At 71.6% G+C, this 22,967-nt stretch carries 23 protein-coding genes and 1 riboswitch; of the genes, 13 read left to right on the top strand and 10 right to left on the bottom strand.

All coding sequences use genetic code 11. From position 1 onward, the window contains the following. Positions 1-48 precede the first annotated feature (48 nt). From ACIPTO_RS08965 to ACIPTO_RS08950, 4 genes are all read left to right on the top strand, one after another. Positions 49-459 carry a VOC family protein gene (locus ACIPTO_RS08965; protein WP_366316297.1) on the top strand — a complete coding sequence of 137 codons (411 nt, stop codon included), beginning with the start codon at positions 49-51 and terminating at the stop codon, positions 457-459. Between the two features lie 96 nt (positions 460-555). Continuing rightward, positions 556-963, top strand: coding sequence for a hypothetical protein (locus tag ACIPTO_RS08960; protein ID WP_366316299.1), 408 nt, complete (start codon positions 556-558; stop codon positions 961-963). Then, positions 960-1,481 carry a thiol-disulfide oxidoreductase DCC family protein gene (locus tag ACIPTO_RS08955; RefSeq protein WP_401190348.1) on the top strand — a complete coding sequence of 174 codons (522 nt, stop codon included), beginning with the start codon at positions 960-962 and terminating at the stop codon, positions 1,479-1,481. Before ACIPTO_RS08960 ends, ACIPTO_RS08955 begins: the two co-directional genes overlap by 4 nt. Positions 1,482-1,492: 11 nt before the next feature. Beyond that, a complete protein-coding gene (locus ACIPTO_RS08950; protein WP_366316301.1) occupies positions 1,493-2,287 on the top strand; it encodes a TetR family transcriptional regulator in 795 nt (264 codons plus the stop codon). Positions 2,288-2,352: 65 nt separating this feature from the next. Here ACIPTO_RS08950 and ACIPTO_RS08945 read toward each other — a convergent pair whose 3' ends face one another. Beyond that, positions 2,353-4,755 carry an MMPL family transporter gene (locus ACIPTO_RS08945; protein ID WP_366317090.1) on the bottom strand — a complete coding sequence of 801 codons (2,403 nt, stop codon included), beginning with the start codon at positions 4,753-4,755 and terminating at the stop codon, positions 2,353-2,355. A 188-nt stretch (positions 4,756-4,943) separates the two neighbouring features. On the opposite strand from ACIPTO_RS08945, the gene ACIPTO_RS08940 reads away from it, so the two are divergent. Next, entirely contained in the window at positions 4,944-5,630 is a 687-nt protein-coding gene (locus ACIPTO_RS08940; protein ID WP_328829533.1) for a response regulator transcription factor, read from the top strand. Then, a complete protein-coding gene (locus ACIPTO_RS08935) occupies positions 5,627-7,081 on the top strand; it encodes a sensor histidine kinase (RefSeq protein ID WP_401190345.1) in 1,455 nt (484 codons plus the stop codon). The genes ACIPTO_RS08940 and ACIPTO_RS08935 overlap by 4 nt, the downstream gene beginning before the upstream one ends. A gap of 13 nt (positions 7,082-7,094) precedes the next feature. Here ACIPTO_RS08935 and ACIPTO_RS08930 read toward each other — a convergent pair whose 3' ends face one another. From ACIPTO_RS08930 to ACIPTO_RS08915, 4 genes are all read right to left on the bottom strand, one after another. Further along, entirely contained in the window at positions 7,095-7,499 is a 405-nt protein-coding gene (locus tag ACIPTO_RS08930; protein ID WP_366316305.1) for an ATP-binding protein, read from the bottom strand. 128 nt (positions 7,500-7,627) lie between these two features. After that, complete coding sequence (locus tag ACIPTO_RS08925; RefSeq protein ID WP_401190343.1) at positions 7,628-9,184, bottom strand: ABC transporter substrate-binding protein; 1,557 nt, start codon at positions 9,182-9,184, stop codon at positions 7,628-7,630. Positions 9,185-9,402: 218 nt separating this feature from the next. Beyond that, on the bottom strand, positions 9,403-10,632 hold the full coding sequence (locus ACIPTO_RS08920) for a metallophosphoesterase (RefSeq protein ID WP_401190341.1): 1,230 nt from the start codon (positions 10,630-10,632) through the stop codon (positions 9,403-9,405). 4 nt (positions 10,633-10,636) lie between these two features. Beyond that, positions 10,637-10,876, bottom strand: a complete 240-nt coding sequence (locus tag ACIPTO_RS08915) for an SCO4848 family membrane protein (RefSeq protein WP_366316310.1) — start codon at positions 10,874-10,876, stop codon at positions 10,637-10,639. A gap of 91 nt (positions 10,877-10,967) precedes the next feature. On the opposite strand from ACIPTO_RS08915, the gene ACIPTO_RS08910 reads away from it, so the two are divergent. Beyond that, complete coding sequence (locus ACIPTO_RS08910; RefSeq protein WP_401190339.1) at positions 10,968-12,248, top strand: D-alanyl-D-alanine carboxypeptidase family protein; 1,281 nt, start codon at positions 10,968-10,970, stop codon at positions 12,246-12,248. Here the strand turns inward: ACIPTO_RS08910 and ACIPTO_RS08905 are convergent. Further along, complete coding sequence (locus ACIPTO_RS08905; protein WP_401190337.1) at positions 12,199-13,149, bottom strand: YihY/virulence factor BrkB family protein; 951 nt, start codon at positions 13,147-13,149, stop codon at positions 12,199-12,201. The genes ACIPTO_RS08910 and ACIPTO_RS08905 overlap by 50 nt on opposite strands. A gap of 286 nt (positions 13,150-13,435) precedes the next feature. On the opposite strand from ACIPTO_RS08905, the gene ACIPTO_RS08900 reads away from it, so the two are divergent. Continuing rightward, positions 13,436-14,191 carry a decaprenylphospho-beta-D-erythro-pentofuranosid-2-ulose 2-reductase gene (locus ACIPTO_RS08900; RefSeq protein WP_401190335.1) on the top strand — a complete coding sequence of 252 codons (756 nt, stop codon included), beginning with the start codon at positions 13,436-13,438 and terminating at the stop codon, positions 14,189-14,191. Between the two features lie 21 nt (positions 14,192-14,212). Here the strand turns inward: ACIPTO_RS08900 and ACIPTO_RS08895 are convergent, their stop codons facing one another. Further along, entirely contained in the window at positions 14,213-14,794 is a 582-nt protein-coding gene (locus ACIPTO_RS08895; protein WP_401190333.1) for a 2'-5' RNA ligase family protein, read from the bottom strand. A 163-nt stretch (positions 14,795-14,957) separates the two neighbouring features. Then, complete coding sequence (gene trpS / locus ACIPTO_RS08890) at positions 14,958-15,950, bottom strand: tryptophan--tRNA ligase (RefSeq protein WP_366317092.1); 993 nt, start codon at positions 15,948-15,950, stop codon at positions 14,958-14,960. A 293-nt stretch (positions 15,951-16,243) separates the two neighbouring features. On the opposite strand from trpS, the gene ACIPTO_RS08885 reads away from it, so the two are divergent. After that, complete coding sequence (locus ACIPTO_RS08885) at positions 16,244-16,933, top strand: hypothetical protein (protein WP_401190331.1); 690 nt, start codon at positions 16,244-16,246, stop codon at positions 16,931-16,933. 64 nt (positions 16,934-16,997) lie between these two features. Here ACIPTO_RS08885 and ACIPTO_RS08880 read toward each other — a convergent pair whose 3' ends face one another. Further along, positions 16,998-18,452, bottom strand: coding sequence for a glycine hydroxymethyltransferase (locus ACIPTO_RS08880; protein WP_401190329.1), 1,455 nt, complete (start codon positions 18,450-18,452; stop codon positions 16,998-17,000). A 31-nt stretch (positions 18,453-18,483) separates the two neighbouring features. After that, a riboswitch (ZMP/ZTP riboswitch) is annotated at positions 18,484-18,573 on the bottom strand. A gap of 282 nt (positions 18,574-18,855) precedes the next feature. Between ACIPTO_RS08880 and ACIPTO_RS08875 the strand changes: the two genes are divergently transcribed. Further along, positions 18,856-19,734, top strand: a complete 879-nt coding sequence (locus ACIPTO_RS08875; RefSeq protein ID WP_401190851.1) for a hypothetical protein — start codon at positions 18,856-18,858, stop codon at positions 19,732-19,734. A 132-nt stretch (positions 19,735-19,866) separates the two neighbouring features. Here the strand turns inward: ACIPTO_RS08875 and ACIPTO_RS08870 are convergent, their stop codons facing one another. Then, positions 19,867-21,252, bottom strand: a complete 1,386-nt coding sequence (locus tag ACIPTO_RS08870) for a PLP-dependent aminotransferase family protein (protein ID WP_366316323.1) — start codon at positions 21,250-21,252, stop codon at positions 19,867-19,869. 47 nt (positions 21,253-21,299) lie between these two features. Between ACIPTO_RS08870 and ACIPTO_RS08865 the strand changes: the two genes are divergently transcribed. The 3 genes from ACIPTO_RS08865 to ACIPTO_RS08855 are packed head-to-tail and all read left to right on the top strand — an operon-like array spanning position 21,300 to position 22,962. Further along, positions 21,300-21,797 carry a carboxymuconolactone decarboxylase family protein gene (locus ACIPTO_RS08865; protein WP_401190327.1) on the top strand — a complete coding sequence of 166 codons (498 nt, stop codon included), beginning with the start codon at positions 21,300-21,302 and terminating at the stop codon, positions 21,795-21,797. After that, entirely contained in the window at positions 21,794-22,240 is a 447-nt protein-coding gene (locus tag ACIPTO_RS08860) for a carboxymuconolactone decarboxylase family protein (RefSeq protein WP_401190325.1), read from the top strand. Before ACIPTO_RS08865 ends, ACIPTO_RS08860 begins: the two co-directional genes overlap by 4 nt. Continuing rightward, on the top strand, positions 22,237-22,962 hold the full coding sequence (locus tag ACIPTO_RS08855) for an isocitrate lyase/phosphoenolpyruvate mutase family protein (RefSeq protein ID WP_401190323.1): 726 nt from the start codon (positions 22,237-22,239) through the stop codon (positions 22,960-22,962). The genes ACIPTO_RS08860 and ACIPTO_RS08855 overlap by 4 nt, the downstream gene beginning before the upstream one ends. Positions 22,963-22,967: the final 5 nt, after the last annotated feature.

Here is a 22,967-nt window from a genome sequence, read left to right as displayed (position 1 = left end):
CCGTCGGCAATGCCGGGCCCGCGCCGATCATCGCCCTAATCTGATGGCATGTCAGACGAAGAGTCGTACGAACTGCTCGGCTTCGACAACGTCCTCCTGCCGGTCGGGGATCTCGCCGAGGCCGTCGGCTTCTACGAGCGTGCGGGGTTCACCGTCGGGTTCCGGCTCGATGAGGCCGGCATCGCACTGCTGAAGGTCGGCGGCGAGACGCCCGGGGTGCTGCTGCGCCACGAGGAGGGGCTCGGGCACCGGCCGCCGCCGTGGCCCTCGCCGCGCGTGTGGCTGGAGGTGCCGGACGCCCGGCGGGCCGCGGCGCATCTCACCGCGGCCGGTGTCGCGCTGCTCGATCCGCCGTTCTCCGTGGCCACCGGGTGGACCGTCGAGATCGCCGACCCGTGGGGCAACGTCCTTGGTCTCACGGACTATTCGAAGCGCCCGGAGCTGGCGCGGCGGGTGTGACGCAGCTCCCAGCGCAAGAAAGTTGAACGCGTTCAGAAATGCTCCTACAGTTCTTCCTGTCAGCATTTTTGAACGTGTTCAAGAAGGGGGAGGCGCATGGACCGCACGGTCGTCGCCTACGTCATCTATCTGATCGTCAGCATCGGACTCACCGTCTGGGTGGCCCGCACCCTCAGCCGCAACGGACGGATCTTCCTGTCCGACGTCCTCCGGGGGAACGAGAAGCTCGCGGAGGCCGTGAACCACCTCCTGGTGGTCGGCTTCTACCTCGTCAACCTCGGGTTCGTCGCCCTCTACCTGAGCGGCGACGGCACCATCGACGACACCCGGGGCATCTTCGAGGCCCTGTCGACGAAGGTGGGCGTGGTGCTGCTGGTGCTCGGCGTGATGCACCTCGGGAACGTGTTCGTGCTGAACAAGATCCGGCGGCGCGGGGTCATGGAGCGGGAGCAGATACCGCCCGTCGCGCCGCAGGGCTGGGTCCCGCCGACGGCCGGGGCGTGACGGGGGTGGCCCCGGCCGCCGGCGGGACCCCGGACCGGGACGCCTCGCGCGTCCCGGTCCACGGGCTCACCGTCCTCTACGACGCCGACTGCTCCCTGTGCGTCTTCGTCCGCGACTGGCTCGCACGGCAGCCGCAGCTGGTGCCCCTGGACCTCGTACCGGCGTCCTCCGACGAGGCCCGGCGGCGCTTCCCCGGACTCGATCACCGCGCCACCCTCGACGAGGTCACCGTCGTCGGCGACTCCGGGCAGGTCTACCGGGGCGCCGCCGCCTGGATCGTCACCCTGTGGGCGCTGCGCGAACACCGGCCCCTGGCACACCGGCTGAACACCCCGGCCGGGGCCCGGCTCGCCCGGGGCGCCGTCCTCGCCGCCGCCAAGTGGCGCGGGGCGCAGTGGGGCACCGGCCGGTGGGGCGGCGGGGTGTACCGGAAGGGTGAGGGCTGGTCGTACGACCCGCGCCAGGGGTGGAGCTACACCGCGCCGGGCTGCGCGGACGGTTCCTGTCCCACTGGATAGGCTCTCCTTCCGTGCCCGCGAAGAACGACAGCCCCCAGGCGGACGGCGGTACTCCCGCCAGGTCCGCGAAGTCCGAGCAGACCCGTGCCCTCATCCTGGAGACGGCCATGCGGCTGTTCCAGGAGCACGGCTACGACAAGACGACGATGCGGGCGATCGCCAAGGAGGCGGGCGTCTCGGTCGGCAACGCGTACTACTACTACGCCGGCAAGGAGCACCTGATCCAGGGCTTCTACGACCGGATCGCCGAGGAGCACCGGATCGCGGTCCGCGAGGTGCTGGACCGGGAGACCGACCTGGAGGCGCGGCTCTCGGGCGTGCTCCGGGTGTGGCTGGACATCGCGACGCCCTACCACGAGTTCGCGGTGCAGTTCTTCAAGAACGCCGCCGACCCGGACAGCCCGCTCAGCCCGTTCTCCGCGGAGAGCGAGCACGCGCGCGTGCAGGCCATCGACGTCCACCGGGAGGTGCTGTCCGGGGCGAAGACCAAGGTGGCGCCGGAACTGCGGGACGTGCTCCCGGAGCTGATGTGGCTCTCCCAGATGGGGCTCGTGCTGTATTGGGTGTTCGACCGCACCGAGGGCCGCGAGCGCAGCTACCGGCTGGCCGCGCGCGGGGCCCGGCTCACCGCGCGCGGGGTGTCCCTCGCGCGCTTCCGGGTGCTGCGGCCGCTCGTCCTGGAGGTGCACGACCTGTTCACGGACTTCCTGCCGGGCATGACCGGCGCGCTGCCCGACCCGGCGAAGGCGAAGAAGGAGAAGCGCGGGGCGCCCGCCGCCGGACCCGCCGACGACGGACGCCCCTGAGCCGCCGTTCCTCGGCCGCCCTCCCGGGGAGCCTGCCCGCACCTCCGACAGGCTCCCTCCGGCGCTCAGTTGACGGCGTCCACCTCGCCCTCCGCGAGCTCCACGTCGTGGATCAGCGGACCGTCCGTCACCGTCACATGGCGGACGATCGAGCCGTACGAGGCGGCCGTCGTCGCCAGGAGATAGGCCCCCGGGGCCGGCACCGACACGATGTACGAGCCGTCCGCCAGGGATTCGACGCGGTCCAGCTGACGTCCGCCCGCCGACAGCAGGGTCACCGCCGCGCCCTCCAGGGGCTCGCCCTCGGCCGTCCGGACGAAACCGTGGACGGCCGACGCCGGGCCCTCGGGAGCGGCCTGTACGGGCTCCTCTGCGGGTTCCACGGCGAGGTGCGGCAGCGCCTTGTCCAGCCAGCCGGGCAGCCACCAGTTGGACGCGCCCAGGAGGTGCATCGCGGCCGGCACCAGGGCCGTACGCAGGATGAAGGCGTCGAGGGCGACCGCGGCGGCCAGGCCGACGCCCGCCGTCGCGGCACCGGAGTTGCCGCTCAGGACGAAGGCCAGGAAGACGCAGACCATGATCAGGGCCGCGCTGTTGATGACCCGGCTGGTCTCCGCGAGGCCGACGCGGACCGCGCGGGCGTTGTCCTTGGTGTGGACCCACTCCTCGTGCATCCGGCTCACCAGGAACACCTGGTAGTCCATGGAGAGGCCGAACAGCAGGGACAGCATGATGACCGGCAGGAAGGCGTTGATCGGGCCCTCCTTGCCGAGGCCCAGCATGTCCAGGCCCCAGCCCCACTGGAAGATCGCCACCAGCACACCGAAGGAGGCCGCCGCCGCGACGAGGTTCATCAGGGCGGCCGTCAGCGGGACCACCAGCGAGCGGAAGGCCAGCAGGAGGAGCAGGAAACTCAGGCCGATGATCGTCGCGACGAAGAGCGGGAGGCGGTCTCCCGTGACGGTCGCGAAGTCCTTGGAGATCGCTGTCACACCGCCCACGTGACCGGTCGCACCGGCCCCGGGTATGACCTTGTCGCGCAGGGTGTCGATCAGGTCGTCCGTCTGCTGCGACTGCGGTGAGGTCTTCGGGACGACCTGGATCACCGTCACACCGTGCGCGGGCGGCAGCGCGGCGACCTGGGCCACGTCCTCGGTCGCCTGGATGTCCTTGACCAGGGTGGTCGTGTCACCGCTCGACGTGACCACCTGGAGAGGGCCGTTGAAGCCGGGGCCGAAACCGTCGGCAAGGAGGTCGTACGCCTGCCGGGTGGTCGTCGAGGAGTCGTCGTTGCCCTGGTCGGTGGCGCCGAGGCGCAGCGACAGGACGGGGAAGGCGAGGGCGGCCATGACGACGAGCGCCAGCACGGCGATCCGGCGCGGGCGCTTCTGCACGGCGGCCGACCAGCGGACCGCGAGGTTGTCGGTGCGCTCCGGCTCGGTCCCGTTCACGGCCAGCCTGCGGCGCTGCTTGCGGCTGAGCACGCGGACGCCCAGGAAGCCGAGCAGGGCGGGCAGCAGCGTCGTGGCCGCGAGCACGCTCAGGACCACCGTGAGCGAGGTGCCGATGACCACGCCGTCCAGGAAGCGCAGGTTCGTCACCAGCATCCCGGCGAGCGCGATGCACACCGTGCCGCCCGCGAACAGCACCGCGCGTCCCGAGGTGTTGAGGGCGATGACCGCCGACTCCTCCGGATCGAGGCCGCGCTGGAGGCCGCGTCGGTGCCGGGTGACGATGAACAGGGCGTAGTCGATGCCGACGCCCAGGCCGATCAGCGTGGCCAGCAGCGGGGCCAGGTCGGGGATGTCGGTGGTGTGGCTGAGGAGCTGGGTGGAGAACAGGCCCGTGCCGACGCCGAAGACCGCGACGCCGATCGGGAGCAGGGCCGCGTAGAACGAGCCGAAGGCCAGGAACAGGACGATGGCCGCCGCGAGGATGCCGACACCCTCGGCGATGCCGCCGGGCGGCTCCTCCACGCGCTGGACGGCCTGGCCGCCCAGTTCGACCTGGAGGCCCTTGCGTCCGGCGTCCTGGGCGGTGTCCACGACCTTCTGGACGAGGTCCTTGGGGACGGCGTTCGCCTGGTCGGCGAAGGTGATCTGCGCGTACGCGATCGTCCCGTCGGCACTGATCTGACCCGCGCCCCGGGCGCCGGTGTAGGGGCCGGTGACTCCACCGACGCCCTTCATGCCGGCGATCCTGTCGAGCGCGGGCTGGATCCGGGACCGTACGGACGGGTCCTTCACCGAACCCGAGTCGACCTTCCAGACGACCGTGTCGGTGTCGCCCGAGGTGTTCGGGAAGGCCTTCGCCATCTGGTCGTACGCGCTCTTGGAGTCCGTGTCCGGAAGGGAGAAGACGTTCGCGTAGTCCGTCCCCGCCGTCGAGGCCGACAGGCCCAGGCCGAACAACGCCCCCACCCACAGCAACAGGACCACCAGCCGGTGCCGATAGCACCACCGTGCCAATGCCGCCACGCTCAACGCTCCTTATTCGTAACCGAGTTGACTCGGTCGATCGGTCGGATGGTCCCCCAGGTCCTGGGCTACAGAATTGGCGGCGGCACGCACGCGTGGACACGTATCGGCCATGACTCTCAAGGAACTCCAAAGACCGAACCGGCCCGGCTGTCGGTGCCGCGGCCGATACTGGGGGCATGACGGCTCCAGGAACCGTGCTGGTGGTGGAGGACGAACCGAGCATCGCGGACGTCCTGGCCATCGCGCTGCGCTACCACCGCTTCGAGGTGATGGTCGCGGGCACCGTGCGCGAGGCGCTCGCCCTCGCCGAGCGCACCCGCCCCGACTGCGCCCTGCTCGACGTGATGCTCCCGGACGGCGACGGCCGCGCCCTGGGACACGAACTGCGCGCCCGCAGGCCCGACCTGGCGCTGGTCTTCCTCACCGCGCGGGACGCGCCGGCCGAGATAGTCGGCGCCCTCGGCTTCGGCGACGACTACATCACCAAGCCCTTCGACATCGACGTGGTCGTCGCCCGCATCACCGCCGTCCTGCGCCGCACCCGCCCCGCCGACGTCCTCCCCCAGCGCCCGCCCCTGCGCTACGGCGACCTGGAGCTGGACGAGACGACGTACTCGGTCCACCGCGCGGGCAACTCGGTCGAGCTGACCCCCACCGAGTACGCCCTGCTGCGCTTCCTGGTGCGCAACGGCGGCCGGGTCGTGCCCAAGGAGCAGCTCCTGCGCCACGTCTGGCAGTACGAGCACACCCCGCCGGAGTCGACCGTCGTGGAGACCTACATCAGCTATCTGCGGCGCAAGCTGGAGACGCTGGGACCGCCCGTGATCACCACACGGCGGGGCGTCGGATACGGCCTGGCATGAACATCCGCCTGCCGAACTGCGAGCGCGGCGCGCACTCCCTGCGCGCCAAGCTGACGCTGGCGAACCTCGTGCTGCTGGCCCTCGGCATCGTCATGGCCACCGCCGTCAGCCTCATGGGCATGCGGCACTACCTGCTCGCCCAGGTCGACACCGAGCTGACCAAGTCCCGTGACTCGCTGGGCGGTTCGCAGCTCACCATGGACCAGCTCAACATGCTGAGCACCCTGTCCGGCCTCGGCGACCAGCTGATGCCCCAGCGGAACGCCGCCTCGGCGAACCCGGACAAGGTGTTCGCGGCGGTCGACGCCCACGGCACGGTGCTCACCATCGCGGGCTTCGCCCCGACCGCCGACCAGCGGGCGCTCGCCGCCCTCTTCAGCGACCCGGCCGCGCTGGCCGCCGACGGCACACCGCGGGACATCTCCCTGGGCGACGCCCCGTACCGCGCGGTCGGGACCCGGCTCGCCGACGGCACGTACATCCTGATCGCCGCCTCCACCGGAGGCCTCCACCACGCGATGGCCAAGGCCCTCAAGCTGGACCTCGCCTTCGGCAGCCTCCTGCTCGTGCTGCTCGCCGCGCTGACCATGATGAACGTGCGCCGCCGGATGCGGCCCCTGGAGGACATGGTCGAGACCTCGACGGCGATAGCAGAGGGCGATCTGACCCGCCGCGTGCCCTCCAGCCACCATCCGACGCAGGAGGTCGAGCAGCTGCGGGTCGCCCTCAACTCCATGCTCCACCAGGTGGAGTCGGCGTACCGCACGCGCGAGCGTACGGCGGCCCAGCTGCGCCGCTTCGTGGCGGACGCCTCGCACGAGCTGCGGACCCCGCTGTCGGCGATCCGCGGCTACCTCCAGCTGTACGACAAGGGCATGCTGACCGAGCCCGACGAGCGCAAGCGCGCCTGGGACCGGATGAACGCGGAGGCGGACCGCATGGGCCGTCTCGTCGACGAACTCCTCATGCTGGCCCGCCTGGACCAGCGGCCCGAACTGCGCTTCCGCAGCGTCGATCTGAGCCGCCTGGTGCGCGACGCCGCCGAGGACCTGCGCGTGCAGCAGCCGGAGCGCCCCGTCACGGTCGGCGCCGACGGCTCCCTCCTGGTCCGCGCCGACGAGTCGGGGCTGCGCCAGATCCTGGGCAACCTGGTGACCAACGTCCGCACCCACACCCCCGCCGACGTGCCCGTGCGGCTCGGTCTCGAACGCGAGGACGGCGTCGTGCGCTTGTGTGTCGCGGACCAGGGACCGGGGCTGTGCGAGGACGACGCGGCCCGCATCTTCGACCGCTTCTTCCGGGCGGGCGGCGGCGCGGGCAGCGGTCTGGGGCTCGCGATCGTGCAGGGTGTCGTCCAGGCGCACGGCGGCGACGTGGCGGTGCGGACGGCGCCGGGCGAGGGGCTCGCGGTGACGGTGACCCTGCCGACGCGGACGCCCGTGCCGTCGTAGGAGGGCGCGGTCGTCAGGTGGTGCCGGGCTGGACCAGGGCCCAGACGGTCTTGCCGTGGGCGCCGCGGCTCCAGACGCCCCAGGCTGCCGCTATGCCCTCCACGAGGTGGAGGCCGCGGCCGGCCTCCTCCAGGGCCGTCACGTCCCGCAGGCGGGGCTCGGCCCGGCCCGCGTCCGACACCTCTATGAGGCAGGAGCCGTCCGCCAGGGCCGTCACCGCCACCTCGAACTCCCGCTCCAGGAGCGGCCCGTGGCGTACGACGTTGGTCGCCAGCTCCGACACGAGCAGCACCGCGTCCAGGAGCGCCGGATCATCGCTCCGGTGCCCCCAGTCGGCCAGATGGTCCCGGACCCGGCGCCGGGCCAGACCCACGGAAGCCGGGTGCCGGGGCAGCCGGAAGGAGTTGCGTCTGACCACGTCGGCTCCTCACCCCGCGCACGCCTCCGTCACATGGTGCTGCGTGCGTCGGCCGTCCGGCGTCACTCGGACGAAAGATCGAACGAAGGTCAACGGAGCGGGAGCACGCGCGAGGGCGGGCGACGGCCTCAGATCCAGTCCAGCGCCCACAGCCGGAACACGCCGGTGCCGTCCGTGAGGTAGGAGATGCCGCCGACGTCCTCACTGCTCACGACGTACTCCTTGCGCTGCCACAGCGGGATCAGCGGCACGTCGGCGGCCACGTCCGACTGCAGGTCGCGGAAGTCGTCGTCGACGCGGCTGCGGTCGGCGAACTTCTGGCTGCTGAGGATGAGCTGGTCGACGATCTTGTTGCTGTAGCCGGTGTTCATGGTCGACCCGGTGCCGACGAGCGGGGAGCCGAAGGTGTCCGGGTCGGGGTAGTCGGCGACCCAGCCGACGGCGTACGCGTCCAGCTTGCCGGTCGCCCAGCGCTTCTGGAAGTCGGTCCACTCGTAGCCCTTGACGTCCACCTTGAAGAGCCCGCTCGCCTCCAGCTGCTTCTTCAGCTCGGCGGCCTCCTCCTTGCCCGCGCCGTGCCCGATGCCGTAGCCGTAGGTGAAGTGGACCGGGACGGAGACGCCGGCCTCTTCGAGGAGTGCCTTCGCCTTCTCGGCGTTCTGCGAGGGGTAGTCGTCGAAGAACGACGTCGTGTGGCCGACGATCCCGGTGGGGATCAGCGAGTACAGCGGGTCGACCGTGCCGTCGTACACCGTGGCGGCCAGCTGTTCGCGGTCGACGAGCCAGGCCATGGCCCGCCGCACGAGGACGTTGTGCAGGGGCGTGCCCTGACGGGTGTTGAGGTACAGGTTGCGGGTCTCGGAGCTGTCCGCCTCCGACACGCGCTGGTCGGGATCGCTCGCCGAGAGCCCGGAGAGCATCTTCGGGGGCAGCTGCCGGGTGGCGACCTGGACCTGCTTCTCCTGGTACGCCTTCTGCAGCGCGTCCGAGTCGGCGTAGTAGCGCAGCTCGATCGGGCTCCCGGTGGTGCTGACGGCCCCCTTGTAGTGGCTGTTCGGCGCGAGGACCGCCTTCTTGTCCTTCGTGTACGCGGACAGGGTGTACGGCCCGGTGCCGTCGACCTGGTAGCCGTTGCGCGGGGCGTCCTTCGGGTACTTGGTGCTGTCGACGATCGCGCCCGCGCCGGTGGCCACCTTGAACGGGAAGGTGGCGTCCGGGGACGACAGATGGAAGGTGACCGTCATCCCGGAGGCGTCGACCGAGCCGAGCGTGGAGAGCAGCGACGCCGGACCCACGTCCGCGTTGATCTTCTTGACCCGGTCGAAGGAGAACTTCACGTCCTCGGCGGTCATCGCGCGCCCGCTCGGGAAGGTGAGCCCCGAACGCACCTCGCAGCGGTACGTCCTCAGCCCGCCGCCCACGAAGCCGCAGCTCCTGGCCGCGTCCGGGACGGGGGTCGTGCCCCCGGAGTCGAACGTCATCAGCGACTGGAAGACGTTGCTGTACAACGCCCAGGAACCGGCGTCGTAGGCGGCGGCCGGGTCGAGGGACGTGACCGCGTCCGTCGTGCCGACCGTGATCGTCCTGTCCTTGCTCCCGTCCGACGGCAGCAACTGCCAGCCCCCGACTCCCACGGCCGCGAGAACCAGCAGCATCGCGAGAATCCGCATGCGAACCGACCGCATCGGTGTGCCCTCCCAAGGGCCCTCCCGGGCCCCTCACATACGCCACTCCCCTAGTGGCGCGGATCACCTAACCACAGGAGTTTCATCCGGGGGAAGAGGGTTCTGGCGAGATGAGAAAGAACTTACCGAGGGGTGTTAAATGCCCGTTTCACAGCCGGTTCCCAGCCGGCCCCCAGCCGGCGCGCCGGCCGTGAGCCGGCATCCTCCGGCAGCGTCAACTAAGCCTGTTTCGAGGCCAGTTGGACGACGGTGATGTCCGAAGGCGCCCCCACGCGCGTGGGCGGTCCCCAGGCACCCGCGCCCCGGCTGACGTACAACTCGGTGTCGCCGTAACGCTCCAGGCCCGCGACGGTCGGATTGGCCGCCGCCGCGATGAAGTTGCCGGGCCACAGCTGGCCGCCGTGGGTGTGCCCGGAGAGCTGGAGGTCGACGCCGTGCCTGACGGCCTCGTGGATCTGCACCGGCTGATGCGCGAGCAGCACGCACGCGCGCGTGGTGTCCCGATCGCCGAGCGCCTTCCCGAAGTCGGGGCCCTGGCCCTCGCTCTCGCCCTGGAGGTCGTTGACCCCGGCGAGGTCGAATCCGGCCAGTTCGGTGCGGGCGTTCTCCAGGGGGTGGATCCCGAGCGTGCGGACTTCTTCCAGCCATTGTTCGGCGCCGGAGAAGTACTCGTGGTTGCCCGTGACGAAGTAGCTCCCGTGACGGGCCTTCAGCCCGGCCAGGGGTGCCGCCGCGGGCCCCAGGTTCTTGACGCTGCCGTCGACCAGGTCACCGACCACGGCGATCAGGTCGGGCTGGGTCGCGTTGATCGTGTCGACGACCTTCTGCGCGAAACCCCTCCCCAGGAGCGGCCCCAGGTGGATGTCGCTGACGACGGCGATCCTGAACCCGTGCGCGGACCGCGGCAGTTTGGCCAGGGGCACGGTGACCCGCTTGACGCTCGGCCCGCGCAGCACGCCGTACGTGCCGTATCCGACCGTCCCGACGGCCGCGGCGGCGGCAGCGCCTCCGACGACACGGGAGACGAAGAGGCGGCGGGAGGGGGCGTTCCGCGGCGTTTCCGGGGCCGCTTCGGAGGGGGCCTGCGGTTCCGCAGCCGTCACGGTCGTTCCGGACTGCCCGCCGCGCCGTTCGAGGAACCGGCGCAGCAGCGGCCGCAGGACCTCTCCCGCGAGGACGGCCAGCAGCAGGTAGATCGCCAGGGCCATCCACAGGAAACCGGGCCAGCCCAGGGTCTGCTGGAGCCAGAAGGGCGCGCCGCCGCGCTCGGCGGCCAGGGCGGCGATCATCAGCACCGGGCCGGCGACGAGCACCGCGGTGCCGGTGACGCGGGCCGGGCCCCACGCGCGCGTGGTGTCGCGGACGAGGCGGCGCCAGACGTACCAGTGGAGTCCGCCGAGGACGGCGACGGCGACCAGCGCCACGAGCACGATCACGAGAACGGCCACTTCTTTATGAGGTGCGGCGCAGTGCGCGCAGTCCACGCAACCCGAGGCCCCCGATGACCGTCCCCCATACGAAGGACACGATGGCCAGCGTCAGGTGCACCCAGAAGTACGCCGTCGGGCGGCCGTCGTCGAAGGCCAGTCCACTGCTGTCTTTGACCAGGTTTTTGATGAAAGTGACCCAGATGACCCAACTCCACACCCCGAAGGCGAGCAGGAACCAGGAGACGGGGCGGCTGAGCTTCATGCGTCCAGTATCGCCGTCGTCCCCGGGGGCCCGTGTCCGGGGTGGGGCGGGTGACGGGACTTCGGGTCCCCCGGCATGTACGTTCTCGTCCGTGCCCGCTCCGCTGCAGACCATCAGGCGACCCCTGCTGGTGCTCTCCGCCGCCCTGTCGTCCCTCGCGCTGACCGCGCCCGTCGCCCTGGCGGCCCCGAGTCCGACCCCGACCCCGACAGCCACTCCCCCGGCGAACATGTCGTCGGTGGGCGGCGCCCGCCTCGGCCTGGCGGGGACGCAGGTCAATCTGACGTCCGGGGTCCCGGTGCTGCCGAAGGACGTGACCGCGCGGTCGTGGATCGTGAGCGACGCCGAGTCCGGCGCGGTGCTCGCCGCGCACAACGCCCATTGGCGGCTGCCTCCGGCGAGCACCCTGAAGATGCTGTTCGCGGACACCGTGCTGCCGAAGTTCCCGAAGGCGACCGAGCACAAGGTGGTCCCGTCCGACCTGGCCGGCATGGGCGCCGGTTCCAGCGTGGTGCCGATAAAGGAGGGCGAGAGCTACACGGTCCACGACCTGTGGCTCGGCGTCTTCCTGCGCTCCGGGAACGACGCGGTGCACGTCCTGTCGCACATGTACGGGGGCGTCGACAAGACCGTCGCCGACATGAACACGCACGCCCAGGACCTCCAGGCGCTGGACACGCACGTGGTGACACCGGACGGCTACGACGAGCCGGGGCAGGTGTCGTCGGCGTACGACCTGACGCTCTTCGCCCGCTCCGGGCTGCAGAAGAAGGACTTCCGGGAGTACTGCTCCACGGTGAGCGCGAAGTTCCCGGGCGAGACGACGAAGAAGAAGGGCAAGTCGGTCCGCGGGACCTTCGACATCCGCAACACCAACCGGCTGCTGAGCGGCGACTCGGACGTCTCCGTATACCCGGGCATCGCGGGCGTCAAGAACGGCAACACCACCAACGCGGGCGCGACCTTCACCGGCGTCGCCGAACGCGGCGGCAAGGTGCTCCTGGTGACCGTCATGAACCCGGAGAAGAACGAGCACAACGAGGTCTACAAGGAGGCCGCGAAGATCCTCGACTGGGGCTTCCAGGCGGACGGGAAGGTCGAGCCGGTGGGTGAGCTGGTCCCGCCGAAGAACGTCCCGCAGGCGAGCGCGCAGCCGGGCGCGACGGCCTCCGGGGAGGCGGGCGGGGACACGTCGGCGAAGCCGGCCGCGAGCGGGCCGGTCTCGGCGGCGGCCTCGGAGGACGGGGGGTCGAGCGGCATCGGGATCGCGCTGGCCGTCACCGGCGGGCTGCTGGTGCTGCTCGCGGCCGGTGTCTTCTTGGTCAACCGGCGCTGGCCGCTGCCGGACCTGGTGCGGCGCCGTCGTCCCTGACCTTGGGGTTCTCGGTCTCGTCGGCGGGGTCGTAGGCGTCGTCCTCGGGGTCGTCCTTGCTCGGCGTCGCCGTCCAGGCGGCGCAGAACAGGACCAGCTTCGAGGTGAAGTTGATCCACAGCAGCAGCGCCACGGGGACGCCGAACGCGCCGTACATGCTCTTCGCGGCGACGCCCTGGATGTAGCCGCTCAGCAGCAGCTTGAGCAGTTCGAAGCCGACCGCGCCGATCAGCGCGGCCACGGAGAGCCGGCGGCGCGGCGGTTCGACGCCGGGCAGCAGGGTCAGGACGTACAGCAGCAGCAGGAAGTCGACGAACACGGCTACGGCGAACGCGGCGATGCGCAGCAGGATCCCGCCCCAGCCGCCCTCCACCAGGCCCATTTCGCGGCTGATCCAGTCGACCAGGGCGGAGGCGACGGTCGAGATGGCGATCGTCGCGAGGACGGCGCCGCCGAGCCCGAGCAGCACTCCGGTGTCGATGAGCTTGCGCAGGAGGGGGTTCTCGTCGCGGTCGGGCAGCTCCCACACCGCGCGCAGGCACTCCCGCATCGAGCCGACCCAGCCGATGCCGGTGAACAGCAGGACGGCACCGGCGATGAGGCCGATGGTGCCCGCGTTGTCGACCAGGGCACCGATGTCGAGCTGGTCGGAGATGCCGGGGACCTGTTCGGCGATCTTGTTCTGCAGGTCGTGCTGCTGGTCGGTGCTGAGGGTCGCGGCGGCGATCGCGGCGGCCACGGTCAGCAGCGGGAACAGCGCGATGAAGCTGATGAACGTCATGGCGGCGGCCAGTTGCGCCCACTTCACCCGGTCCAGCCGCTCGTACGACCGCCACGCGTGCGTGAGCATCAGGCGCGCCACCAGCGGCCCGATGACGGGGAGCTTCTTCAGCCAGTCCATGATCCGATTCTGCCCTCAGTCCATGACCTGAATACGACCTCCCTCGCGGAGGACCAGTGTGCGAGTACCCCAAGAACGCGCAAGGACCGCACGACTTGCCCGAACTCCGCAAATAGTGAGCGACATCCGACTAATCACCCATCTCGGGGAGGGCGTCGACGGCGCACGGCGTATCGCCCATAAGAGGACGATACGGTCACAGGTAGGGCTGCCGACACCATATCGACGCCGCTCCCGTCCCCTACCGGCCCGGACCCCTCGTCGAACCAAACCCCTAGGAGCTGTCGTGAAGGACGCTTTCGGTCTCCCCCAGTCCCTGCTCGTCCTCGGTGGTACGTCCGAGATCGCGTTGGCCACCGCCCGCCGGATGATCGCCCGCAGCACCCGCACGGTGTGGCTGGCGGGCCGTCCGTCGCCCGCCCTGGAGACGGCCGCCTCGGAACTGCGTGCCCTGGGGGCCGCCGTCCACACCGTCGCCTTCGACGCGCTCGACCCCGACTCCCACGAGGTGGTGCTCGGCAAGGTCTTCGCGGAGGGCGACGTCGACATGGTGCTGCTCGCCTTCGGGATCCTCGGCGACCAGGCGCGGGACGAGCGCGAACCGGCCGCCGCCGTGCACGTGGCGCGGACCAACTACCTCGGTGCCGTGTCGGCCGGTCTGGTCAGCGCGCGGGCCCTGCAGACCCAGGGACACGGCTCGCTGGTGGTGCTCTCCTCCGTCGCGGGCGAAAGGGCCCGCCGCGCGGACTTCATCTACGGCTCCAGCAAGGCCGGCCTGGACACCTTCACCCAGGGGCTCGGCGACGCGCTGCACGGCACGGGCGTGCACGTCATGGTCGTACGACCGGGGTTCGTGCGGTCGAGGATGACGGCCGGCCGGGAGGAGACACTGCTCGCGACGACCCCCGGAGCCGTCGCCACGGCCATCGAACTGGGCCTGCGCCGACGCTCGGAGACGGTCTGGGTGCCCGGCGTGCTGCGCGTGGTGATGGCGGCGCTGCGCCACCTGCCGCGGGCGCTGTTCCGACGCCTCCCGGTGTGAGAGCGGCGGCCGGGGACCGCGCTACGGGTGACTGGGGATCGTGCCGCGCTCGGTGCGGGCCGCCTGGGGCGGCACGACGGCTCCCCCGAAGACGAACTCACGGAGCTTGCGCCAGACGCCGTCGGCGCCCTGCTCGTAGAGCGCGAAGCCGGTGCACGGCCACTCCGCGCGGTAGTCGGCGAGAGCCTCGAAGGCGCGGTCCATCAGCGCCTCGTCGATGCCGTGCGCCACGGTGACGTGCGGGTGGTACGGGAAGTGCAGCTCGCGCGCCATCGGCCCGGAGGCGTCGCGGATCTGCTTCTGCAGCCAGCCGCAGGCCGCGGCGCCTTCGACGACCTGGACGTAGACGACCGGCGACAGCGGCCGGAAGGTGCCGGTGCCGGACAGCCGCATCGGGAAGGGGCGCCCGGCGGCGGCCACCTCGACGAGATGGGCCTCGACCGCGGGCAGCTGCGAGGCGTCCACCTCGGTCGGCGGCAACAGCGTGACGTGCGTGGGGATGCCGTGCGCAGCGGCGTCGCCGAAGCCCGCGCGCCGCTCCTGGAGCAGGCTGCCGTGAGGCTCCGGGACCGCGATCGACACACCGATCGTTACGGTCCCCACGTCGTCTCCTGTCGTCCTGTAGGTGGTGCTGACGGTGAGCTGCGGTGGCCGCGCGCGCGGCCACCCGGCTATCGACTGTACGGCCACGACCGGGTTGTGGGCAGGCGCAACCGTAGTGATGTGCAGCGCTCTGTCCAGTGGTACTTCGGTGCGGTCGTACGCCTCAGTGCTTGGCGGGCAGGAAGCCGACCCGTTCGTACGCCTGGGCGAGGGTCTCGGCCGCGACGGCGCGCGCCTTCTCCGCGCCCTTGGCGAGGATCGCGTCGAGCGTCTCCGGGTCGTCCAGATACTGCTGGGTGCGCTCCCTGAAGGGCGTCACGAACTCGACCATGATCTCGGCGAGGTCCGTCTTGAGCGCGCCGTACATCTTGCCCTCGTACTCCCGCTCCAGCTCGGCGACCGACGTGCCGGTGAGGGTGGACTGGATGGTGAGCAGGTTGCTGACGCCCGGCTTCTCGACCACGTCGTAGCGGATCACGGTGTCCGTGTCCGTCACCGCGCTCTTGACCTTCTTGGCGGTCGCCTTCGGGTCGTCGAGGAGGTTGATGAGGCCCTTCGGGGTGGACGCCGACTTGCTCATCTTGATCGACGGGTCCTGAAGGTCGTAGATCTTCGCCGTCTCCTTCAGGATGTACGGCTTCGGGATCGTGAAGGTCTCGCCGTAGCGGCCGTTGAAGCGCTCGGCGAGGTCGCGGGTCAGCTCGATGTGCTGGCGCTGGTCCTCGCCGACCGGGACCTCGTGCGCCTGGTACAGCAGGATGTCGGCGACCTGGAGGATCGGGTACGTGAACAGGCCGACGCTGGCACGGTCGGCGCCCTGCTTGGCCGACTTGTCCTTGAACTGGGTCATCCGGGACGCCTCACCGAAGCCGGTCAGGCAGTTCATGACCCAGGCGAGCTGGGCGTGCTCGGGGACATGGCTCTGCACGAAGAGCGTGCAGCGCTCCGGGTCGAGTCCGGCGGCCAGCAGCTGCGCGACGGCGAGCCGGGTGTTGGCGCGGAGGTCCGCCGGGTCCTGCGGGACCGTGATCGCGTGCAGGTCGACGACCATGTAGAACGCGTCGTGCGACTCCTGCAGAGCCACCCACTGGCGGACGGCGCCGAGGTAGTTGCCGAGATGGAACGAGCCTGCGGTGGGCTGGATCCCGGAGAGCACTCGGAAGGGGGGCAGCGGCGCGGAGCGCCCCGTTTGAGGGCGGTCGTCGGCGACGGGTGGGCGGTCAGAAGCCATGCTCACCATTCTCTCAGGTGTTGGGGCCCGGTCCGGAACTGGTCGGAAACAGGTGGGACCCGATGGGGCTCCGGCGGTGTAACAAGAGGGGGAGAACGCGGGAGGCGGGCCGCATCGTCCATGCGCGCCGGGCGGACGGAGGGGGACGGATGGCACGCGGGTGGGGACGAACGAGGTTACGGGGCCTGTGTCTTGGTCTTGTGGCGGGGCCTGTGGTGATGACCCTGGCCGGGCCGGCCCCGGTCCAGGCCGTGGAGGCGGGCCGGGCGAAGGTCACGGCTCGGACCCCGGCCACCGGGATCGTTCAGGCGCAGGACCCGACACGGGACATCCCGGATCTGGCGTTGGTCGTGTCGGGCGGCACCGGCCGGACGGAGACCTGGCGGTCCGGGCAGTCGTCGTTCGCGCGCCTGTGGGCGTTGCTGCAGCCGACGTACACGGGGACGGAGCAGGTGTCGGACGCGTGGGAGGCGGGCCGGTATCCGGCGGTGCGGATCACCGTGGTGTGGGGGCTGACCGGCGTCGGGGGCTGGCCCCTGACCCATCGTGCGCCGGGCGGTGACGTGGCGGTGGAGCGGGAGGACCAGTTGTTCGTGGCCTCGGACGGCACACCGTGGGTGCGGACGGATCCGGCGCCGGAGGTGGCGGACGACGACATCCGCTGGCATCGGGCGCCGCGCACGGTCTTCGCCCAGTGGGAGCGAGCGGGGTCGCTCGGCGAAGCCGGCGGCTCGGGCCCGGCGAACGGGGCCGGCGCCGGATGGACGGGACCCGCCGGACCCGTGTGGTGGGCGGCGGCGGGCGTGGCCTTCGGGGTGGGCGGCACGCTGCTGACACGCCGCGCGGCGGCCCGGCGTGAGGCCGGACCGCCGCGCGGGGAACCACGACAGGAGCTCATCGATCTGTGAGAGTCGCCGGTCTCTGACAACGCGACAGCGGGCGTGTGGCGGCTGTCAGGGCGGGTGGCGGCCGTCAGCCGAGGTCGATCTCCGGGTAGAGCGGGAAGCCGGCGACGAGGTCGGTGGCGCGGTGGGAGATCTCGTCCGCGATCTTCGGGTCGAGGACGTGCTGCGCCTTGGAGGGTGCGCCCTTGCTGGTGGTGCCGGGCTCCGTGGTGGTGAGGACGCGGTCGATGAGACCCGCGACCTCGTCCATCTCGGCGGTGCCCAGACCGCGGGTGGTCAGCGCGGGCGTGCCGATCCGGATGCCCGAGGTGTACCAGGCGCCGTTGGGGTCGGCCGGGATGGCGTTGCGGTTGGTGACGATGCCCGAGTCGAGCAGGGCGGCCTCGGCCTGGCGGCCGGTGAGGCCGTAGGAGGAGGCGACGTCGATCAGGTTGAGGTGGTTGTCGGTGCCGCCGGTGACGAGGGTGGCGCCGCGGCGCATCAGGCCGTCGGCCAGCGCGCGGGAGTTGTCGACGATGCGCTGGGCGTAGTCCTGGAAGGAGGGCTGCCTGGCCTCGGCGAGGGCGACGGCCTTCGCGCCCATCACGTGCGCGAGCGGGCCGCCGAGGACCATCGGGCAGCCGCGGTCGACCTGGTCCTTGAGGGAGTCGTCGCACAGGACCATGCCGCCGCGCGGGCCGCGCAGCGACTTGTGGGTGGTGGTGGTGACGATCTGGGCGTGCGGGACCGGGTCGAAGTCACCGGTCAGCACCTTGCCCGCGACCAGGCCGGCGAAGTGCGCCATGTCCACCATCAGGGTCGCCCCGACCTCGTCGGCGATCTCGCGCATGACGCGGAAGTTCACGAGACGCGGGTAGGCGGAGTAGCCGCCGACGATGATCAGCGGCTTGAACTCACGGGCGGAGGCGCGCAGGGCGTCGTAGTCGATGAGGCCGGTGACCGGGTCGGTGCCGTAGGAGCGCTGGTCGAACATCTTGCCGGAGATGTTCGGGCGGAAGCCGTGGGTGAGGTGACCGCCGGCGTCCAGGGACATACCGAGCATGCGCTGGTTGCCGAAGGCCTGGCGGAGTTCGGCCCAGTCGGCGTCGGAGAGGTCGTTGACCTGGCGGACCCCGGCCTTCGCGAGGGCGGGGGCCTCGACCCGGTCGGCGAGGACCGACCAGAAGGCGACGAGGTTGGCGTCGATGCCGGAGTGCGGCTGGACGTAGGCGTGGCGGGCGCCGAAGAGTTCGCGCGCGTGCTCGGCGGCGAGGGCCTCGACGGTGTCGACGTTGCGACAGCCGGCGTAGAAGCGGCGGCCGATGGTGCCCTCGGCGTACTTGTCGCTGAACCAGTTGCCCATGGCCAGGAGGGTGGCCGGGGAGGCGTAGTTCTCGGAGGCGATCAGCTTGAGCATCTCGCGCTGGTCGGCGACTTCCTGACCGATGGCGTCGGCGACGCGGGGCTCGACGGCGCGGATCACGTCGAGGGCGGCGCGGAAGGCGGTGGACTCGTTGGAGAGGGGCGCGGCGTTGTCGGGCATGGGGACCTCCGGACGTGGCGTTCGGCGTTCACGGTACGGCCCAGGCGCACGGCACACATTGCAGCTCGGGCCGCTCCCCGATGGTCGGTCCCATCCCAGCGCGCCAGTCACGGCCCGCCGGTCAGCCTACCGGGCGGGCCCGCCGGTGCGGCTCCCGCGTCCACCATGCGGGCGGGGACGGGAAAGGGGCACCCTCGCCCCCGGGAGACGCCGTGACCAGTACGGAAGCACTCATCGCCGCCGAGGCGCACGAGGATCCGGACGGGGGACTGGCCCGGTTGCGCGCGGTGTCGGGTGTCTGATCGCCGCGCCCGTTCCGGACGTTCCGGGAGTTCGGTGAGAGGGCTCACCTGAGGGGCCGCTGCGATCTCCGCTCCCCTAGAGTCACTTTGTGCTCTTTGGAATGGTGTGCGCGCTCGGCGCGGCGGTCTGCTTCGGTACGGCGACGGTGCTGCAGGCGGTCGCCGCGCGGGCGGCCACGGCGGGTGGCGGCGGGGACGCGGCGCTGCTGCTGCGGGCGTTGCGGCAGTGGCGGTATCTGGCGGGGCTGGGGCTGGACGGGCTCGGGTTCGTGTTCCAGATCGCGGCGCTGCGGTCGCTTCCCATCTACGCGGTCGGGGCGGCGCTGGCGTCGAGCCTCGCGGTGACGGCGGTGGTGGCCGCCCGGCTGCTGGGAGTGCGGCTCAGCGGGGTCGAGTGGGCGGCCGTGGGTGTGGTGTGCGCGGGGCTGGCGATGCTGGGGCTGGCGTCCGGGGCGGAAGGGCACCGGGACGGGTCCATGGCGCTGAAGTGGGCGATGCTGGCGACGGCGGTGGCCGTGCTGCTGCTCGGGCTGATCGGTGGGCGACTGCCGGAGCGGGGGCGGCCGTTGACGCTCGGGCTGGGGGCCGGGTTCGGGTTCGGCGTGGTCGAGGTGGCGGTCCGGTTGATCGACTCGCTCGAGCCGGCGACGTTGCTGACCAATCCGGCGACGTACGCGCTGCTCGTCGGTGGGGGTGCCGCGTTTCTGCTGCTGACGACGGCTCTGCAGCGGGGGTCCGTCACGACCGCTACGGCGGGGCTGGTGATCGGGGAGACGCTGGGCCCGGCCGCGGTGGGGGTGGTGTGGCTCGGAGACCGGACGCGGGACGGGCTGGCGTGGCTGGCGGTGCTGGGGTTCCTGGTCGCGGTGGCGGGGGCGTTGGCGCTGGCGCGGTTCGGCGAGGCGCCTGCCTCCGGCGGTTCGGCGGGTGACGGTGCGGGTGGCGGTTCGGCGGGTGAGGGTGCGGGTGAGTTGGGGTGACCGTCCCCGGGGGCTGCGCCCCCGGACCCCCGCTTCGGCCCTGAAAGGGCCTCGTCCTCAAACGCCGGACGGGCTGGCAGCTAGCAGGCCTGTGCTGGAGAGGCACCAGTACCTCCACCGAAGGCGCCCTCCTCACGGCAGTACCCGGCACAGTGCCTCCAGCGCACCCGCCCACGCGTGGTCCGGTGGGGTGCCGTAGCCCACCACCAGGGCGTCCAGGGGGTCGGCGAGGGCGTGTTCGTGGCGGTAGAAGGACAGGGCGTGGACGGCCAGGCCCTGCCAGGCGGCGGCTTGGATCACGGACTGTTCGGTGCCGGGCGGGAGGCTGAGGACGGCGTGGAAGCCGGCGGCGATGCCGGTGACGTGGACGTCGGGGGCGTGCTGGGCGAGGGCGTCGACGAGGGTGTCGCGGCGGCGGCGGTAGCGCAGGCGGGCGGAGCGGACGTGCCGGTCGTAGGCGCCGGAGGTGAGGAACTCGGCGAGGGTGAGCTGGTCCAGGACGCCGCAGGTGTCGATGCCCCCCTTGGCCTTCACGACCTCCTCCGCGAGGGACGGGGGCAGCACCATCCAGGCCAGTCGGAGGCCGGGGGCGAGGGACTTGCTGGCGGTGCCGAGGTAGACGACGTGGTCCGGGTCGAGGCCCTGGAGGGCGCCGATCGGCTGGCGGTCGTAGCGGAACTCGCCGTCGTAGTCGTCCTCCAGGACCAGGCCGCCGGTGCGGCGGGCCCAGTCGACGGCGGCGGAGCGGCGGTCGTGGCGGAGGGGGAGGCCCATGGGGAACTGGTGGGCGGGGGTGAGCAGGACGGCCGGCTCGTCCGTCAACCGGCCCGGGGCGGTGCCCAGTTCGTCGAAGGGGAGCGGGCGGGTGCGCAGGCCCGTCTCGTCCAGGATCTGCCAGTGGGCGGGCAGGCCGTAGGACTCGACCGCGATGTCCTGGGCGCCGCGGGCGCGCAGCACCGCGCCGATCAGTCTCAGGCCGCTGGAGATGCCCGCGCTGATCAGGATGTGCTCGGGGTCGGCGCGGACGCCGCGGACGCGGGAGAGGTAGGCGGCGAGGGCGGTGCGCAGTTCGACGCGGCCACGGGGGTCGCCGTAGCCGAGGGCCTGGTAGGGGGCGGCGGTGAAGGCGCGGCGGGCGGCCTTGAGCCACTCGGTGCGGGGGAAGGAGGCGAGGTCGGGGGTGCCGGGGATCAGGTCGTAGGCGGGGCGGGTGTGGAGGCGGCGGGGCGGGGTGGTGTCGGCGGGCGGGACGACGGCGCGTTCGGCGACGCGGGTGCCGGAGCCCTGGCGGGCGGTGAGCCAGCCCTCGGCGACGAGGTCGGCGTAGGCGTCGGCGACGGTGTTGCGGGCGATGCCCAGGTCGGTGGCGAGGGCGCGGGAGGAGGGCAGCCGGGTGCCGGGCGCGAGGCGGCCGGTGCGGACGGCGTCGCGCAGCGCGTCGGTGAGGCCGCGGCGGACCCCGGTGCCGGTCGGTTCGACATGCAGGTCGACGCCCAAAGTGGCCCAAGATTTCACCATGGAAATGGACCATACTCCTGGGCTGCCTCGCTTCTAGGGTCGTAGACATGACCACAGCACACAAAGCTTCCTACGCCCCCGAGCACACTCCCCGTCTGGACTTGGCCCAGCTCGCCCCCGAGGTCTACAAGGCGATGGTCCGGCTCGACGCCGCCGCCCAGAAGGGCCTCGACCCGACGCTGCTGGAGCTGGTGAAGATCCGCGCCTCGCAGCTCAACCACTGCGCGTTCTGCCTCGACATGCACACCAAGGACGCGCTCGCGGCGGGCGAGAGTGTGGAGCGGCTCATCCAGCTCGGCGCGTGGGAGGAGTCGCGGCACTTCTACACCGAGAAGGAGCTGGCGGCGATCGAGCTGACCGAGGCGGTCACCGTGCTCACCGAGGGCTTCGTGCCGGACGAGGTGTACGAGCGGGCGGCGGCGCGGTTCGAGGAGGCCGAGCTGGCGCAGCTGATCGCCGCGATCACGGTGATCAACGCGTGGAACCGGTTCGGGGTGAGCACGCGGATGGTGCCGGGGCACTACACGGCGGGACAGTACAAGTGACCGTGCGGACAGGCCTGTTGGACCCTGAGGTCGGGCGGGCGCTGGCCTCGGTCAGCGCCGCCGCGAAGCGGGGTCTCGGCGATCCCGCGCTCGCCGAACTCGTCGTGATCCGTGCCTCGCAGCTCAACCACTGCGCGTTCTGCCTGGACATGCATCTCGGGGTGGCGCGTGAACTCGGCGTGAGCGAGCTGAAGTTGGATCTGCTGGCCGCCTGGGAGGAGGCCGAGGACGTCTTCGACGAGCGGGAGCGGGCCGCGCTCGCGCTGGCCGAGGCGGTCACGGTCCTGGCGGACGGGTTCGTGCCGGACTCGGTGTACGCGCGAGCCGCCGCGCACTTCGACGACCGCCGGCTCGCGCATCTCATCGGGCTGGTCACCGCCATCAACAGCTGGAACCGGGTGATGGTCAGCCGCCGTGTCGAGCCCGGGGGGTACCGGCCGTGAGGGGCGGCGTCGAGCTGTTCCGGAGTCTGCATCGGGGGCGGGTGCCGGGTGATCCGCTGGTGCTGCCCGGGCCGTGGGACGCGGCGAGCGCGCGGGCGCTGGCGGCGGCCGGGTTCCCGGCGCTGGCGACGCCCAGTGCCGGGGTCGCGGCCTCGCTGGGGTACGAGGACGGGGCGACTCCGGCGGACGAGATGTTCGCGGCGGTCGCGCGGATCGTGCGGGCCGTGGACGTGCCGGTGTCGGCCGACGTCGAGGGCGGATACGGGCTCACGCCGAAGGAGTTGGTGGAGCGGCTCCTGGAGGCGGGCGCGGTGGGCTGCAACCTGGAGGACTCCGAGGACGGGGTGCTCAAGGACCCGCGGCGGCACGCGGAGTGGCTGGCGGAGGTGCGGGCGGCGGCGGCGGACCGGCTGTTCGTCAACGCGCGGGTCGACGTCTTCGCGCACGGTGACGGTGATCCCGAACGGGCCATCGAGCGGGCCGCGTTGTATGTCGCGGCGGGTGCCGACTGCGTCTATCCGATCATGGCTCCGGCGGCGGTGCTGCCGTTGCTGCGGTCCGGCATCCAGGGGCCGGTCAACGTGCTGGCCCGGCTGGACGGCGAAGGCCCCTCGCCCACCGCACTCGGTGAACTCGGGGCCACGCGCGTCACGTTCGGGCCGGGGCTCCAGCGCTGGACGGCACGCGCGCTCGCGGAGCGGGCCGTGACGCTGAAGCCTTGAGCGGG

This window comes from Streptomyces sp. NPDC090083 (assembly GCF_044747445.1).
In the GTDB taxonomy this organism is placed as follows: Bacteria; Actinomycetota; Actinomycetes; order Streptomycetales; family Streptomycetaceae; genus Streptomyces.
Note: the sequence above shows the minus strand (reverse complement) of the source record. Positions and strands in the feature narration are given on the sequence as shown.

Coding starts and splice junctions, on each gene's coding strand:
- ACIPTO_RS08965 (WP_366316297.1), top strand. CDS start 49: ATGTCAGACGAAGAGTCGTACGAACTGCTCGGCTTCGACAACGTCCTC.
- ACIPTO_RS08960 (WP_366316299.1), top strand. CDS start 556: ATGGACCGCACGGTCGTCGCCTACGTCATCTATCTGATCGTCAGCATC.
- ACIPTO_RS08940 (WP_328829533.1), top strand. CDS start 4,944: ATGACGGCTCCAGGAACCGTGCTGGTGGTGGAGGACGAACCGAGCATC.
- ACIPTO_RS08935 (WP_401190345.1), top strand. CDS start 5,627: ATGAACATCCGCCTGCCGAACTGCGAGCGCGGCGCGCACTCCCTGCGC.
- ACIPTO_RS08925 (WP_401190343.1), bottom strand. CDS start 9,184: ATGCGGTCGGTTCGCATGCGGATTCTCGCGATGCTGCTGGTTCTCGCG.
- ACIPTO_RS08915 (WP_366316310.1), bottom strand. CDS start 10,876: ATGAAGCTCAGCCGCCCCGTCTCCTGGTTCCTGCTCGCCTTCGGGGTG.
- ACIPTO_RS08905 (WP_401190337.1), bottom strand. CDS start 13,149: ATGGACTGGCTGAAGAAGCTCCCCGTCATCGGGCCGCTGGTGGCGCGC.
- ACIPTO_RS08885 (WP_401190331.1), top strand. CDS start 16,244: ATGACCCTGGCCGGGCCGGCCCCGGTCCAGGCCGTGGAGGCGGGCCGG.
- ACIPTO_RS08880 (WP_401190329.1), bottom strand. CDS start 18,452: ATGCCCGACAACGCCGCGCCCCTCTCCAACGAGTCCACCGCCTTCCGC.
- ACIPTO_RS08875 (WP_401190851.1), top strand. CDS start 18,856: ATGGTGTGCGCGCTCGGCGCGGCGGTCTGCTTCGGTACGGCGACGGTG.
- ACIPTO_RS08870 (WP_366316323.1), bottom strand. CDS start 21,252: ATGGTGAAATCTTGGGCCACTTTGGGCGTCGACCTGCATGTCGAACCG.
- ACIPTO_RS08865 (WP_401190327.1), top strand. CDS start 21,300: ATGACCACAGCACACAAAGCTTCCTACGCCCCCGAGCACACTCCCCGT.